Source organism: Acidobacteriota bacterium, from assembly GCA_016196065.1.
In the GTDB taxonomy this organism is placed as follows: Bacteria; Acidobacteriota; Terriglobia; order Terriglobales; family Acidobacteriaceae; genus Acidiflorens.
Genome location: JACPYL010000025.1, coordinates 556,855 through 569,794, shown reverse-complemented (window position 1 = coordinate 569,794; position 12,940 = coordinate 556,855). Strand labels below are relative to the sequence as shown.

Genomic DNA, 12,940 nt, shown 5'->3' with positions numbered 1-12,940 from the left:
GCACCGAAAGACGGGCCCAGCCCGTCAGGGCCGCTCATCATAAACCAATGCGAACGCGAAATGCTGTGATGTGAATTACTACGTTGCCGATACGGCGGGTGCGGCGGTCTTAACAATTTTGTCGTAAATCCATAGCGCTGCTGCCGTGACCAGGCCTACCGCCGTCACGCTCCACCAGATCATCTGCGGCTGATGTGCGACTTCTCCAAAGCGATGGACGACCGTTCCGCCAAACCACCCGCCGATGATCGATCCAATGCCGATGGGAAGGAAGGCGAATCCCATGTAGGTGCCCTGCTGTCCGGGCGGGGCAAGGCGGGAAATATATTCGTAGTAACGCGGCGCTTGAATGATTTCGCCGAGGGCCAACACGAAGAGTACGAGCACCGCGCCCCATACCGTTGGCCGCACCGCGAGAATCAGCCATGAAACCGATGTGATCACCGTGCCCAGGATCACCGCTGGAAACGCCGAGATCTTGCGCGTCAGGTAATTCAGCAGGAGTGTCAGGCAAATTACCGTGAGTCCATCGGTGACCAGCACCAGTTCAACCGGCGCCTTCGGATCGACGTAGTTCTGGATGTACCCCGGCAAACTGATGTACTGCTGCCAGAAGACAACCCAATAACCGGTGAAGAGCAGAAGGAACCAGAGGAACTTGCTGGCGCCCGCGAGCACGATCCCAAGCAGGGCGAGCCATACCCACCACGGAATTGCATAAGGCAGGAAGAACATCGAAACCCGTAGCAGTAGCAGGACTCCAAGTGCAGGGAGAACGAGCCAGGCATTCCCGACCACAACACAGAAATTCCGCGCCACGGTGACGATCGAAGGTGGAGGGGCGTCGCTGGCTTTGCGCGGTTCCCGGAAGAAAAGGATCACGACAAAAAACATGGCGAAAACACTGACCGCCGCCACGCGGTACACATTCTCAACTCCGAGATGCTGGTGCGCCCAGTTGGCATACAGCGGTCCGAGTGCGCCGCCGATGTTCACCATGGTGTAGTAGATGGAATAACCGATGGAGCGGACATTCTCCTTGGAGGCGCGTGCTGTGGTGCCGACCACGCACGGTTTGACCAGCGCGACGCCCAATGCCGGCAACACGAGAATGACTCCGACGAAGAGGCCCAGCGGGACAGCGTTGCGGATCGGCGCCAGCCATGGCGCAGCGATCGAGCCGATCAGAAAATACGCGACCGCCAACAACAGGTAAGCGAGCGAGAGCGCGCGGCGGAAACCGAGGCGGTCTGCCGCGGCTCCTCCGAACATGGCCATGAACCAGACCATGCCACCAAACAAGCCAGTCAGTGTCCCGGTTTGCTCGGTAGAGAAATTCAGTTTCCCCTGCAGGTACAACGCCAGTGACGCGAACGCGCCGTAGTAGGAAAGCCGTTCGAAGATCTCTGTGATATTCGCGATCCAGAAGGGACGCTCGAAGCCAGTCCGAATTTCCTCTAACCGTTCCGCAAAAGTCACGATGGGCTCCTGGGTGTTATGTGGCGCGGGCGCCCCCGCCCGCGTTTAAACGCCGATACACTCCCGCACTTGTTGCGCGGTCAGCCCCACCACCCGGATCACTTTATTCCGGCTGGTCTGGCCGGCAGCAATAGTAACGGACGAACGCGGTACCTTCAAAAGTTTTGCAAAGAAATCGATGCAGGCGTCATTGGCTTTGCCGTCGACGGGAGGAGCGGTAAGGGACACTTTGAGGGCCTCGCCGACTTGGCCCGTGATGGCGTTCTTCTTCGCGCGAGGATGAACTTTGACCGCGAACGTGACTCCATCGTGAGTGCTCGTGAACGCTGCCATCGAAAGACACTTCGGTTAAGCTTCTTCTCTGGTCCCGAAGATCGCCGTACCCACCCGCACGCAGGTTGATCCCTCTTCAATCGCAACCTCGAAATCGTGAGACATCCCCATGGACAGCGTATTCATTTCTACTGCCGGCAATCTGCGCGCAGCGATCTGGTCTCGAATCGCTCGCAATTGACGAAAGAACGGCCGAGCTGATTCCGGATCATCCGCATACGGAGGAACCGTCATCAACCCGCGAACGCGTAAGTACTGCCATCGCGGCGCTGCGAGTAATATCTGCTCGAACTCTGGCGAGGCAGGAGCGAGGCCAGTTTTCGCTTCCTCGCCGCCGACATTGACCTCAATCAGAATCGGCAGCGTCTTGCCCGCATTTTCCGCGAATGTGTTGAGCCGTTCGGCGAGTTTGATGGAGTCAACTGAATCTACTGCGCCAAAGAGTTCCACTGCCTTGGCCGCTTTGTTGCTCTGCAGATGTCCAATCAGGTGCCACTCCGCGTCCGTCAAATCGCGCAAAGCACCGACCTTGTCGGAAAATTCCTGTACGCGATTCTCACCGAACACCCGCAGCCCAGCCGCATAGGCCTCGCGGATTCGTTCTACAGGGAAGGTCTTGCTGACGCCCATCAACGTGATTTCGTCCGGATTGCGATTGGCCCGACGAGCCGCAGCGTCAATTCGTTCACGCACGAGTGCCACGTTTGCAGCGATGGACATTGGCACAATTAGATCACAGGGAAAAGCAGCGAAATACTTGTTGGAAACTGTCATCCCGAGCGAAGCGAGGGATCTGCAGTCGCCCACCCAATGCAGATCCCTCGCTTCGCTCGGGATGACAGTTCTGAAAGTAGTAAACGATTACATCATTCCGCTCGGCGGGGCGGGTTCGTTCGGATCGCCGGCGCTCGAAAGCGGAATCCTAATCATTAGCCCGGCGAGGCCAACCATGACGACGACGCCCGCCAGGTACGATGGTTGACTGAAGATCTGAGGTCGAGCCCACTCCGGGGCAAATTGCAGGCCGGCCCAAACCAATCCCAGAATTGCTTCGCCTGCAATTAAGCCGGAGGCGGTCAGCACACCTGCATTTTCTGCGCGTATTTTCTGCGCCGCATTGTGGCCCCGTCGTTCTCCCAGCCAGTCGCCGATGGCGCGAAACACTCCGCCGAGGAAGATGGCAAACGTTGTTTCAAAGGGGAGATACATTCCGACTGCAACCAGCATCGGACTCTTGACCTGCATCATGATCATGGCAAGTCCGAAGAAGATTCCGACCACCACCAGCGCCCACGGCATATCGCCGCCGACAATGCCTTGCGCAAGCGTGGCCATCAGGCCGGACTGCACCGCCGGTAACTGGCGGTCGCCAAAGCCGATTCCACCGGCCTGGATGTTGGCCGCGTTCAGAAGGTATAGCGGCCAGTACATTACCAGGCTGGCGACGACGACCGCGATCAATTCCGCGATTTGAATCTTGCGAGGGGTACCGCCAAGGATGTATCCAACCTTGAAATCCTGCAGCAACTCGCCTGCGACCGCCGAGGAAACGCAAACCACCGCAGCAACGCCGAGGACTACGGCTACGCCCTCTACTCCCGAGACTCCCAAGGAGACCATCAGGAGCGCGGCAATCAGCAAAGTAGAGAGTGTCAGTCCCGAGATCGGATTGTTCGACGATCCGATAAACCCAACCAGGTTTCCGGACACAGTAGCGAAGAAAAAGCCAACCACGATCATGACTCCGGCCGCCAAAACGGCCGGGCCGCGCAAATGCGAAATGTTGATATACAGAAGGCACATCAGCACGAACATGAGTGCAATCAATCCGAGGACGACCTTGGAACTCATGTACTGCTCGGTCCGCGACAACTTGGCTCGGTCGGCCGACGTCTGCTTCAAATCGGCAAACGCCTTGCCCAGTCCGGCGGTCAGGCTCTTCCGCATCTTGAAAAGCGTGTAGGCGGCTCCGACCAGCATTCCTCCGACGGCAATCGGCCGCACGATGAATCGCCACACGGCCAGCACCATTCCGGCCCAGTTCTCTGGAGTATCGGCTGGCAAATATCCTCGCAGTTGTGGCCCAAGGAAATAGACAAGCACGGGAACCATCAGGCCCCACGCCAGCACGCCACCCGCAAACTGGATCGAAGCCAGTCGCAGTCCGATGATGTATCCCACGCCCAAATATGCAGGGCTTACGCTCGCCGCGGGGAACATCGTGGTTGCGCCCGTGGCTACCAGGTTGGTACTACCTGCCGGTCCAAGTCGAAGTTGGGAGTGTCCCAGATTGCCAATCGGGAAATGAAAATCTTTGTCGGAGGCGAACAGGCCAAATTTGCCCAGCATGTAAACAACGCCGCCCACGCCAATGTTCCAGAAAAGATATTTCGCCGCTTCGGCGCCACGTTGTCCTGCTTTGTGAATTTCGGCCGCCGCCACCGATTCCGGGAAGGGAAGCTCCGGATCTTCGACCATCGTGCGGCGTACCAGTGAAATGAACAAGACGCCGAGAACGCTGCCCACCATGATCAGTGCGGTTGACTTCCAGTAGGCATCCTGCGGGCGAAATGACGGCCACGCCTTCGCGATCAGAAACGCAGGGATCGTGAAAATGGCTCCCGCCGCAATTCCCTCACCGATCGATCCCGCTGTTCGAGCAATGTTCTCTTCCAGCAGCGACCCTTTCCAGGCTCGCAACACTGCCATGGCGATCACGGCGGCTGGATACGTGGCGGCGATCGTGATGCCTGCCCGCAATCCCAGGTAGGCGTTTGCCGCTCCCAGAACCACGGTCAGGATCAAGCCGAGAAACACGGCGCGGAAGGTTAATTCCTTCATCTCCATGGTCTCGGGAACGTAGGGTCGGTGCTTGCGAGATGCTTGGGAGGCGGTATCCGGAGGAGTGCTCATTCATGTCCTCTATGCGGTAGCAGAGTTTAATTTCCGATTCACATTAACAGAACGGCGCACCTTAGCACGCCAAAAGGCCGCTTTACAAGTGCAGAGAACACCTTGAAACAGGATTATCAGCGACCTCCACCGCGACTCTGTGCGTTTCTCAGGGTTACAATGAAATACCCTGGCCGGGAGGTGATCGCCCTGTCTTTCATCGGATCCCCCTACTTACGCTTCCTGAGCGAATTCCGCTGCCCCGGTTGCGGAGGTCAGAAAGCCTATCGTTCGAGGTACCGGCGCTTCCTCGAACAATTCTTTCTTGTTCCTCTGATGCTGAAACCTGTGCGCTGCGAACGTTGTTTCCATCGCACCTATGTTTTTCGGAGAGTTCCAGCTTTGGAATCGCGTGCTGCCTCAGGTCGGGTGGACAGTCGTTCCTCCAGTGACTCTAGTGCTGGAAGCCGCGTTGCATAACGCTATGAGCCGCGTCTATACTGGGCACAGTTAGCCTGGCGAGAGCCCCCAAACTCCTCGCCCGGAAGCAGGAGGCCGTCTTCAGCAGTACTGGCTTTCGAATACCGGCTGGCCGGGGTCATGCAGCAGGTTCTCGCCATTGGGCAGAGCATGCTGCAGCGAGTCTATTTTTTACGTTTTTTCCCGCCGATTGCCGTATCTGCAACGCTCCCCTGGTTCGCATTGCAAGGCTTCCCGTTTGTGAAACTTGTCTGGAATCCCTCCGTCCGCTGGCCGGATGTTTGTGCGGTGTTTGTGGTGAAGCACTGCTCTCGCCCGCGTTCCTGGATCGAAGCGAACCGCTCTGTGGATTGTGCCAGCAATTGCATCCGCCGTTTGAGAAAGCAGCGGCCTACGGGAGCTATGACGGTGGGCTGCGTGACCTAATCCACTTGCTGAAGTTTCAGCAGGTTCGTCCGGCCGCGGCGGTGCTGGGACGGATGCTGGCCGAGACGATTACCGGCCTCGACCCCATTTTTCCAGCAGGGCAGATTCTGGTGGTGCCGGTTCCACTCCACGCGAGCAAGCACAGCCAACGTGGATTCAATCAGTCGGAGCTGATCGCCCGCGCAGCATTGAAACAGCTGCGCCGTCCTGAGCGTTTCCAGATTTCTGCTCGTGCGCTCGTGCGGCGCCGGGAAACCGCATCCCAGATCGGCCTGACAAGGCATCAAAGAAGAGAGAATTTGCGTGGCGCCTTTGGAGTCGTCGATCCCGAGCGAATCATGACACGCAATGTCTTATTAGTGGACGATGTGTACACGACCGGGACTACCGTTTCGGAATGTGCCCGGGTCTTGCGCAGGGCAGGAGCCAGTCGTGTCTATGTCGCGACCGTCGCACGCACGCTGAAGATCCATGAAATATTTGCAGTACCGGAAACGGAAGAAGGAACTGCTGTCAGCATGGCTGCTGCGGCGAATGGCTAGCAGTTGTGAAGCGTCATGTCTCTACGAAGCTATAACTCGGCGATGGGAGGGGGCCGCGGGCTTATCCCTGGAGCTCTGCTTGCTTCGGGAATGCATCAGCCCGACGATGGCCACGCCCTGCATCAACCGGTGCTGGTGTTGAACGCTTCCTACGAGCCCATCAACGTTTGTGCCGCCAGACGCGCCATTGTCCTGGTGTTGAAGGGCGTTGCCATGACCGAGGAAGAGAACGGGCACTTCCTGCATGCCGCGCGCCTGGCCGTGCGACTGCCGTCCGTGATTCGCCTGCTGGAGTATCGTCGGATTCCGCACCAGTCACGGGCGTTGTCGCGGAAGAACATTCTGTTGCGCGATCGCAATACCTGCCAGTATTGCAGCACGGCGCTGCCCTCCGGGGAACTCACCCTTGACCACGTGATTCCGCGTTCGCGCGGAGGCCTTTCTACCTGGGAAAACCTGGTCGCTTGCTGCCACCCCTGCAATCGCCGCAAGGGGAATCAGCTTCCGCACGAAGCCAACATGCGGCCCACGCGCGAGCCTCGTTCTTTCAATCTCCACACCAGTCGCCACATCATGCGGCTCATGGGCCACTCCGACGACAAGTGGCGGAAGTATTTGTTCTACTAGGCACGGTCGGCCCTAGAGCGCCATTATCCCGCCTGCATTACAATAGAAAAGAAAGAACACTTAGGAGCGCAATGAAGAATCTCTACGTTGGAAATCTGCCGCACAGCACGACCGAATCTGACTTGCGCACAGTGTTCGAGGCGCACGGTGCCGTCGACAAGATCAGCATCGTGACCGACCGTGAAACCGGCCGTTCGCGGGGCTTCGCTTTTGTGGAAATGACGAACGCCGGGGAAGCCGATAAGGCGATCGCCGCGCTCGACGGTAAGGAACTCGGAGGCCGTGCCTTGAAGATCAACGAGGCGAAGCCGAAGACGGATCGGCCCAAGGGTGGCGGCGGTGGTGGTGGCCGGCATTTCGGTGGTGGCGGAGGCCGCGACGATTATCAAGGCCATGCGCGTCAGCCTCGCGAGCCGCGCTGGTAGCTTCAAAGGATTCGCCCGCAGCCCTCTCCCGGCACTGCCAGGGCAAGATCGACACTACAGAAATGGGGATTGTAAATGCCAAGAGGACGATCGACGTTTACAAAGCGTCAAAAAGAACAAGCGCGCCAGCAAAAAGCTCGCGACAAAGCCGAGCGTAAAACTCAAATCAAGCAAGACAGACCCGAAGGCACCGTGGTCGACGAGCTGCAAGAAGCTCGTGAAATGCGAGAAGCCGCGGAAGCACAGGCGGCGCTTTTCCGCATCGGCGCCGAAGACGAGGATTTTTCTTCACCCGAAGTCAGCGAGACGAAATAGCAGCAACTGAGAGCCATCGAAAAAAGCCGGGGCATAATGCCCCGGCTTTTCTTTTCCCTTATTTCTGGATGGAAAGGCTTCTAGACGAACACTTCGCCCGGCAACGCGGACAGCGTGCGGGAAGCCAAAGTGTTCTGCACGACGCGCTTGGGGAGATCTTTTCCAGCGGCATCTTTTTGCTTACGTTCGATGCGCAATCCCAATGTGCGTTCGATCTGACGCAGTTCCAATACTTCGACGCCGGTGACCAGCGAAGAAGCTCGGCCTTCTGATCCTGCGCGTCCAGTACGGCCCACGCGGTGGATGAAATCCTCTGCCATCTTCGGCAAATCGTAGTTCACCACATGAGCGACGTCGTCCACGTGCAGACCACGCGATGCAATGTCAGTTGCAACCAGGATCTGATAGCGCCCTTCCTGAAATCCGCTGAGCGCTCCATTTCGTTGAGATTGCGTGCGGTCGCCGTGAATCAGGGCGCACGAGAATCCATCGCGCTCCAATTCCTTGGCGAGGCGCTGTGCGCCGCGCTTGGTACGCGTGAAGACCAGGGTCTGTCCCTTTTCCGCATAGAGTAGCTGGCGGAGCAGGTCGAGTTTTTCTCCCGGCCGCACTTCAAAAGCCTGCAACTGTACGCTCTCTGCCGGTTTCAACACCGACCCGAGTGCGACTCGCACAGGGCTCCTCATGTAGTCATTGACCAGCGAGGCGACCGATGCTTCCAGCGTGGCTGAGAAACAAAGGGTCTGCCGCCGGATGGGGAGCACGGTCACGATGCGCCGGATCGCAGGCAGGAAGCCCATGTCCAGCATGCGGTCGGCTTCGTCCAGCACCAGCAACTTCACGTTGCGGAGATCGACGAGTTTGCGATTGATAAAGTCCTGCAGGCGTCCGGGAGTCGCGATGACTAGAGGAGATCCAGCGCGTAGCGCCTGGATCTGTGCCTTCTCGGATACGCCGCCAATCACGAGCGACGCTTTTGGCATCGCCTTGCTACGCAACTGTTCGTACTGCTCGTACACCTGCATGGCGAGTTCGCGGGTCGGCAACAGCACCAGCGACAGTGCCTGGCGAGTTGGTTCACGATCCAGCATCTCGATAATCGGAATCAGGAACGCCAGCGTCTTGCCGGTTCCCGTCTGGGCCGTGCCGATGACGTCTTTGCCTTCCAGTGCCGGCGGAATCGCCTTTTCCTGGATAGGGGTTAAGGTTACAAATTGACCTGCCGCCAGCTTCTGCTGCAATGCAGCCGAAAGGGGCAGTTCTGTAAATGCACTCATTCTTTTGTTTCTTTCTTTGAGGGGCCCGTTGTCACACACTCAGACACACGTCCAGCGTTTTCGCGCCGCTCACACTTTTAGATTTACGCTAGATTAACGGCGGGCAGGAAATGCGGAGATGAATCTGGTTCCACCAGGAACCACCGCGTGACGAGCAAACCGTGGAAATCGCGTCATCAGTAGTATAGCAGACTCGGCGATTCGCACTGGTTACCTTGGTCACATCCTGTTGGCTCGGATGGTGCGAGTCCATCGGGGAGCGCCGCTCCATTCAGCCGTTAGAAAGTGTCGTATGATGGGGTATGGACCTCGTCGACGTCTCTCAGCGGTTGGTTGGCCTACGCCAGGAAATCCGGGATCTGCAGGACATGAGCTCCCAGTATCAAGATCGTGAATCCCACAGCCATACCGACAACTCCGCCCAGGAGCAGCGCCGATTACGACTCGTCCAGATCAAAGACGAACTCGCCGACATGAAGCGCCGCCAAGCCAGACATTGGAAGGGCTAGAGTCTACTGCGGTTTCTGCTGTGGTTTGTCCTGTGGCGTATCCGGCTGTTTTGCGGGATCCGCTTTCTTCACTTCTTCACCCTGATAGGTGATCGTCACCTTCGCTCCAAATCTCTGGTAGTTCATGTACTTGACGATCTCGCGGATCTTCACGTCGTTGGTCGAAAATTTCAGGGTGTCTTCGGCCCGCGTATAGGTGGGAAACCAGTATTTGCCGTCAATCTGTTCACGCCAGGTCGTGAACTTGGGAAACAGGTTTTCCTGTCCCTTCTTTTTCTTGATGTCAGGCACGGTCTTGCCGTAGGTCTTTACGATCTGATAATCCTCTGCGTCGACCCAGATGCGTCCCTGAAAATAGCGTTTCTTGCCCACAATCTCTTTCGGCGCAATATCGAACACGTAGGTATTCAGTTCGTCCTGTTTCTGCTGGCCGACGTACAGGATGTCGTATTCCCCGATTTCGTCGGATGTGAGCACGAACGGAAGCCTGTTTTCGATGTCTTCAAAGTCTTCTGTCGTCATCTGAACACGCTGCAGCGTGGGCTGCGGCGACAGGACAACCGTTCTCACCTTGTGCCCCTTGTCGTCGAAGCTCACGTCGAACACCTGCCGGTACTCGCCGTCGGGTGTGTCGCCCTCGAGCGTCTGGACCTTCACGTCCTGCCGGAACGTGTACTGGTCGCGCGCGGTCTGGAATTCTTTTTCCTTGGCGGCAAAGCGCTTGATGACTTCGTCAGTCGTAATCCCTTTTGGATCGGACTTGTCGAGCGTGCCTTCCTGCGCGCGCAGGGGGGATACTGCGACCAGGGCCAGAGCGAATCCCAATGCCAGACGAACATAACGGAAGGAAGCTGTCATATGTAGTAGTGTAGCGAAAACAGAACTTTGAGGAGTCAACAGCAGCCTCCACCTCCAAGGGCCGCCGTGCAAACAGCCCCAAGGAGGAGGTGGAAGACTGCAGTTCTGCCTGAAAAGTTAGATGCGCGACTTGCCCAAACGGTAGCTGGATTTACGCTTCTTTAAGCGGGACGGCAAAACCACACTCTATCCAGCTACTTAGCGTTCAAATTCAGTTTCGCCGTGCTTTCCGCGAGCGCTGGCGCATCCGTCTCCGACCGATTGCAGAGCACGACTACCGTCAAGCGATCATCGGGGTAGCGCTGAATCGCCGTCCGGAACCCGACCGTCTCGCCATAGTGCGTATAGCGGCGATGTCCCTCGTACGGGTCCAGAAACCACCCGAAGCCGTACAGTGGAGCAGCCCCGCCGTTGGTCATGGGCAACGGGCCACCACTCGCGGTCTTTGGGGGAGCCAGCGCGGGTGCCATTTCTTTTTCCGTCAGCAGGGTGTGCCGGGTCAGCGCGCGATCCCACTTTTCGAGGTCGTTGAGCGAGGTGTAGATACCGCCGTCCCCAAGCGTGGCCGACGTCGAACTCTGGTCCGTCTCACGCCATTTGCCGTCCGTTCGCGTGTGGCCGTATGCCCGATTTGTTACTTCGTTGATGTCTCTCTCATAGGCCACAGTGTGGCTCATGTCGAGCGGATCGAAAATTCGAGAGCGAAGAAAATCGCCAAAGCTCATTCCCGACTTCTTCTCCACCACGATCCCCAGCAAGACGTACCCGGAGTTGCTGTAGTCCCAATGCGTGCCCGGAGGAAATTTGGTGGCGGTTTGACTTTTCAACAGGTCGTATACACCTGCGTCTTTCATCTGCAGAGTGTTGCCCTCGGCGCCATCAAAAAGCTTTCCCATCAGGTCTTCGTAATCTTTGAGCCCCGAAGTGTGGTTCAGCATTTCCCGAATCGTGATCGACTTGCCATAGGCAGGGAAGTCGGGAAACACATCCGTGAGATGGTCCTCGTATTTCAATTTGCCATCGTGAACGAGCAACATGATGGCCATCGCAGTGAACTGCTTGGTCAATGACGCCAACCTGAAATTAGTCTCCGAGCCAATCGCATGCATGGTTCGAAGATCAGTGACGCCGTAACCCTTGCGGAATACCGGCTTCCCATCCTTGATCACCAGCACCGCGCAGCCGGGCTCACGTTGGTGGGAAAACTGCGAGAAAAGCGCATCGATTTTTTCAGGATAGACTTGAGCAGATGTGGTCACGGAAATCCCGATGACGATAGCAATTACAATCCGACGCAAGGTGCAGAGCGATCTGTGGCCGACGTAACGAGTCATTCGTTCTGGTAGAACACTCGGACCCAGCTATGCTTTGACCAGTTGTCCGCTGACCTCAGGTAGCCCTGCGGCGTGCCATGCGTCATAGCCGCCGACTACATTGAGGACATTGTGATGCCCGGCGCGCTCCAGCAGACTGCACGCAATCATGCTCCGGTAGCCCCCCTTGCAGTGAACCGCGAGCGGTTGGCTGTCCTGCACCTCGGGTAGCCCGTGCGGAAAATCGTCGAGAGCGAGATTTGCCGCCTGCTCGATGTGGCCTGCTTGCCACTCGTTGGCGCGGCGAACATCCAGCACTTGAACTTCTTTCGCGCGCAACTTCTTATCCAAATCCTCGGCCGAGATCTGCGCTGTCACGGCCAGCGGAAGGCCAGCCTTCTGCCATGCGGAAATCTCTCCTGACAGATAGCCGTGTACATCTTCAATGCCGACACGGGACATCCGCAGGGCGGCTTCCTCAATCTGGGCATCGGTTTCCGCAACCAGCACTGGTTTCGATCCAAGGCCGAGAATCGTGCCCGCCCAGGTAGCGAACTGACCGGACAGAGCGATGTTGATGGAGCCAGCGATGTGCCCGGCGGCGAACTGTTCAGGCGGGCGCACATCGACGATGTTCGCCTTGTCGATCAGCAGAGTCTGCAATTCCGCCGGGGTAAATTCCGGGAGGGGCGGGCGGTTTGTGAGCGCCTCCGCTCCCGAGCGATTGATCTCGGCATCTTGGAGGAAGTATCCGGGACGAACCGGAAGATTCGAGGTGAGTTGCTGAACAAATTCCTCGCGGCTTCCAATCTGCAGCGCGTAGTTCGTCAGGCGCTCGGTGCCAATCGTGGAGGAACGTTCCGCGCGCATGCTGCGTCCGCACAGCGACCCGGCCCCGTGAGCGGGGTATACCAGGGTTGCATCCGGCAGTCGCAGCACTTTCTGATGCAGGCTGTCATAGAGCAATCCCGCAAGTTCTTGGGGCGAGTGTTGCGGCGATAAATCGGGACGGCCAACATCTCCGATGAAGAGCGTGTCACCGGTCAGAACTCCCCACGGTTCAGCAGAATTCTCTGTGTCCGTAACGACCAGGCAAATACTCTCGGAGGTGTGGCCGGGTGTTTCCAGAGTGCGAATCCGGATTGCTCCCATCTTTACTTCGGAACCATCGCGAAGAGGAGTGTGCGGGAACCCAGCATTGGCCTGCACTCCGATGTAGATTTTTGCGCCGGTTCGCGCCGCCAGTTCTTTGTGGCCGGATACGAAATCGGCGTGCAGATGGGTTTCGAAAATGTGGCGGATCTTGAGTCCTTGCTCCTCCGCGGCTTCCAGATAAATATCGACATCGCGCTGCGGATCGATCACCGCCGCCTCGCCTTGCGACCCGATCATGTACGAAGCATGGGCCAGGCAAGTGAGATAGAACTGTTCGAAATACATAGCCATCCTCCCGGGGCACCGGCT

At 57.6% G+C, this 12,940-nt stretch carries 13 protein-coding genes; 5 read left to right on the top strand and 8 right to left on the bottom strand.

What is annotated here, in order from left to right:
• Positions 1 to 78 precede the first annotated feature (78 nt).
• From HY010_20290 to HY010_20275, 4 genes are all read right to left on the bottom strand, one after another.
• On the bottom strand, positions 79 to 1,479 hold the full coding sequence (locus HY010_20290; protein MBI3478079.1) for an MFS transporter: 1,401 nt from the start codon (positions 1,477 to 1,479) through the stop codon (positions 79 to 81).
• A 45-nt stretch (positions 1,480 to 1,524) separates the two neighbouring features.
• The gene (locus HY010_20285) at positions 1,525 to 1,812 is read right to left on the bottom strand and encodes a YggU family protein (protein ID MBI3478078.1); all 288 of its coding nucleotides are present in this window, start codon (positions 1,810 to 1,812) and stop codon (positions 1,525 to 1,527) included.
• Positions 1,813 to 1,827: 15 nt separating this feature from the next.
• Positions 1,828 to 2,532 (bottom strand): YggS family pyridoxal phosphate-dependent enzyme, encoded by a 705-nt coding sequence (locus tag HY010_20280; protein MBI3478077.1) that lies wholly within the window; start codon positions 2,530 to 2,532, stop codon positions 1,828 to 1,830.
• Between the two features lie 141 nt (positions 2,533 to 2,673).
• Entirely contained in the window at positions 2,674 to 4,653 is a 1,980-nt protein-coding gene (locus HY010_20275) for an oligopeptide transporter, OPT family (protein ID MBI3478076.1), read from the bottom strand.
• A gap of 893 nt (positions 4,654 to 5,546) precedes the next feature.
• Here HY010_20275 and HY010_20270 point away from each other — a divergent pair.
• The 4 genes from HY010_20270 (at position 5,547) to HY010_20255 (ending at position 7,519) form a co-directional block, all read left to right on the top strand.
• Entirely contained in the window at positions 5,547 to 6,152 is a 606-nt protein-coding gene (locus HY010_20270; protein MBI3478075.1) for a ComF family protein, read from the top strand.
• Positions 6,153 to 6,194: 42 nt separating this feature from the next.
• Positions 6,195 to 6,779 carry an HNH endonuclease gene (locus HY010_20265; GenBank protein MBI3478074.1) on the top strand — a complete coding sequence of 195 codons (585 nt, stop codon included), beginning with the start codon at positions 6,195 to 6,197 and terminating at the stop codon, positions 6,777 to 6,779.
• Positions 6,780 to 6,850: 71 nt separating this feature from the next.
• The gene (locus HY010_20260) at positions 6,851 to 7,204 is read left to right on the top strand and encodes an RNA-binding protein (protein MBI3478073.1); all 354 of its coding nucleotides are present in this window, start codon (positions 6,851 to 6,853) and stop codon (positions 7,202 to 7,204) included.
• Positions 7,205 to 7,279: 75 nt separating this feature from the next.
• Complete coding sequence (locus tag HY010_20255; protein MBI3478072.1) at positions 7,280 to 7,519, top strand: hypothetical protein; 240 nt, start codon at positions 7,280 to 7,282, stop codon at positions 7,517 to 7,519.
• 80 nt (positions 7,520 to 7,599) lie between these two features.
• On the opposite strand, the gene HY010_20250 is transcribed toward HY010_20255, so the two are convergent.
• Entirely contained in the window at positions 7,600 to 8,796 is a 1,197-nt protein-coding gene (locus HY010_20250; protein MBI3478071.1) for a DEAD/DEAH box helicase, read from the bottom strand.
• A 302-nt stretch (positions 8,797 to 9,098) separates the two neighbouring features.
• Between HY010_20250 and HY010_20245 the strand changes: the two genes are divergently transcribed.
• A complete protein-coding gene (locus tag HY010_20245) occupies positions 9,099 to 9,305 on the top strand; it encodes a hypothetical protein (protein ID MBI3478070.1) in 207 nt (68 codons plus the stop codon).
• 3 nt (positions 9,306 to 9,308) lie between these two features.
• Here the strand turns inward: HY010_20245 and HY010_20240 are convergent, their stop codons facing one another.
• From HY010_20240 to HY010_20230, 3 genes are all read right to left on the bottom strand, one after another.
• Positions 9,309 to 10,163, bottom strand: coding sequence for a hypothetical protein (locus HY010_20240; GenBank protein ID MBI3478069.1), 855 nt, complete (start codon positions 10,161 to 10,163; stop codon positions 9,309 to 9,311).
• 194 nt (positions 10,164 to 10,357) lie between these two features.
• A complete protein-coding gene (locus HY010_20235; protein MBI3478068.1) occupies positions 10,358 to 11,422 on the bottom strand; it encodes a beta-lactamase family protein in 1,065 nt (354 codons plus the stop codon).
• A gap of 102 nt (positions 11,423 to 11,524) precedes the next feature.
• Positions 11,525 to 12,916, bottom strand: a complete 1,392-nt coding sequence (locus HY010_20230; GenBank protein ID MBI3478067.1) for an MBL fold metallo-hydrolase — start codon at positions 12,914 to 12,916, stop codon at positions 11,525 to 11,527.
• Positions 12,917 to 12,940: the final 24 nt, after the last annotated feature.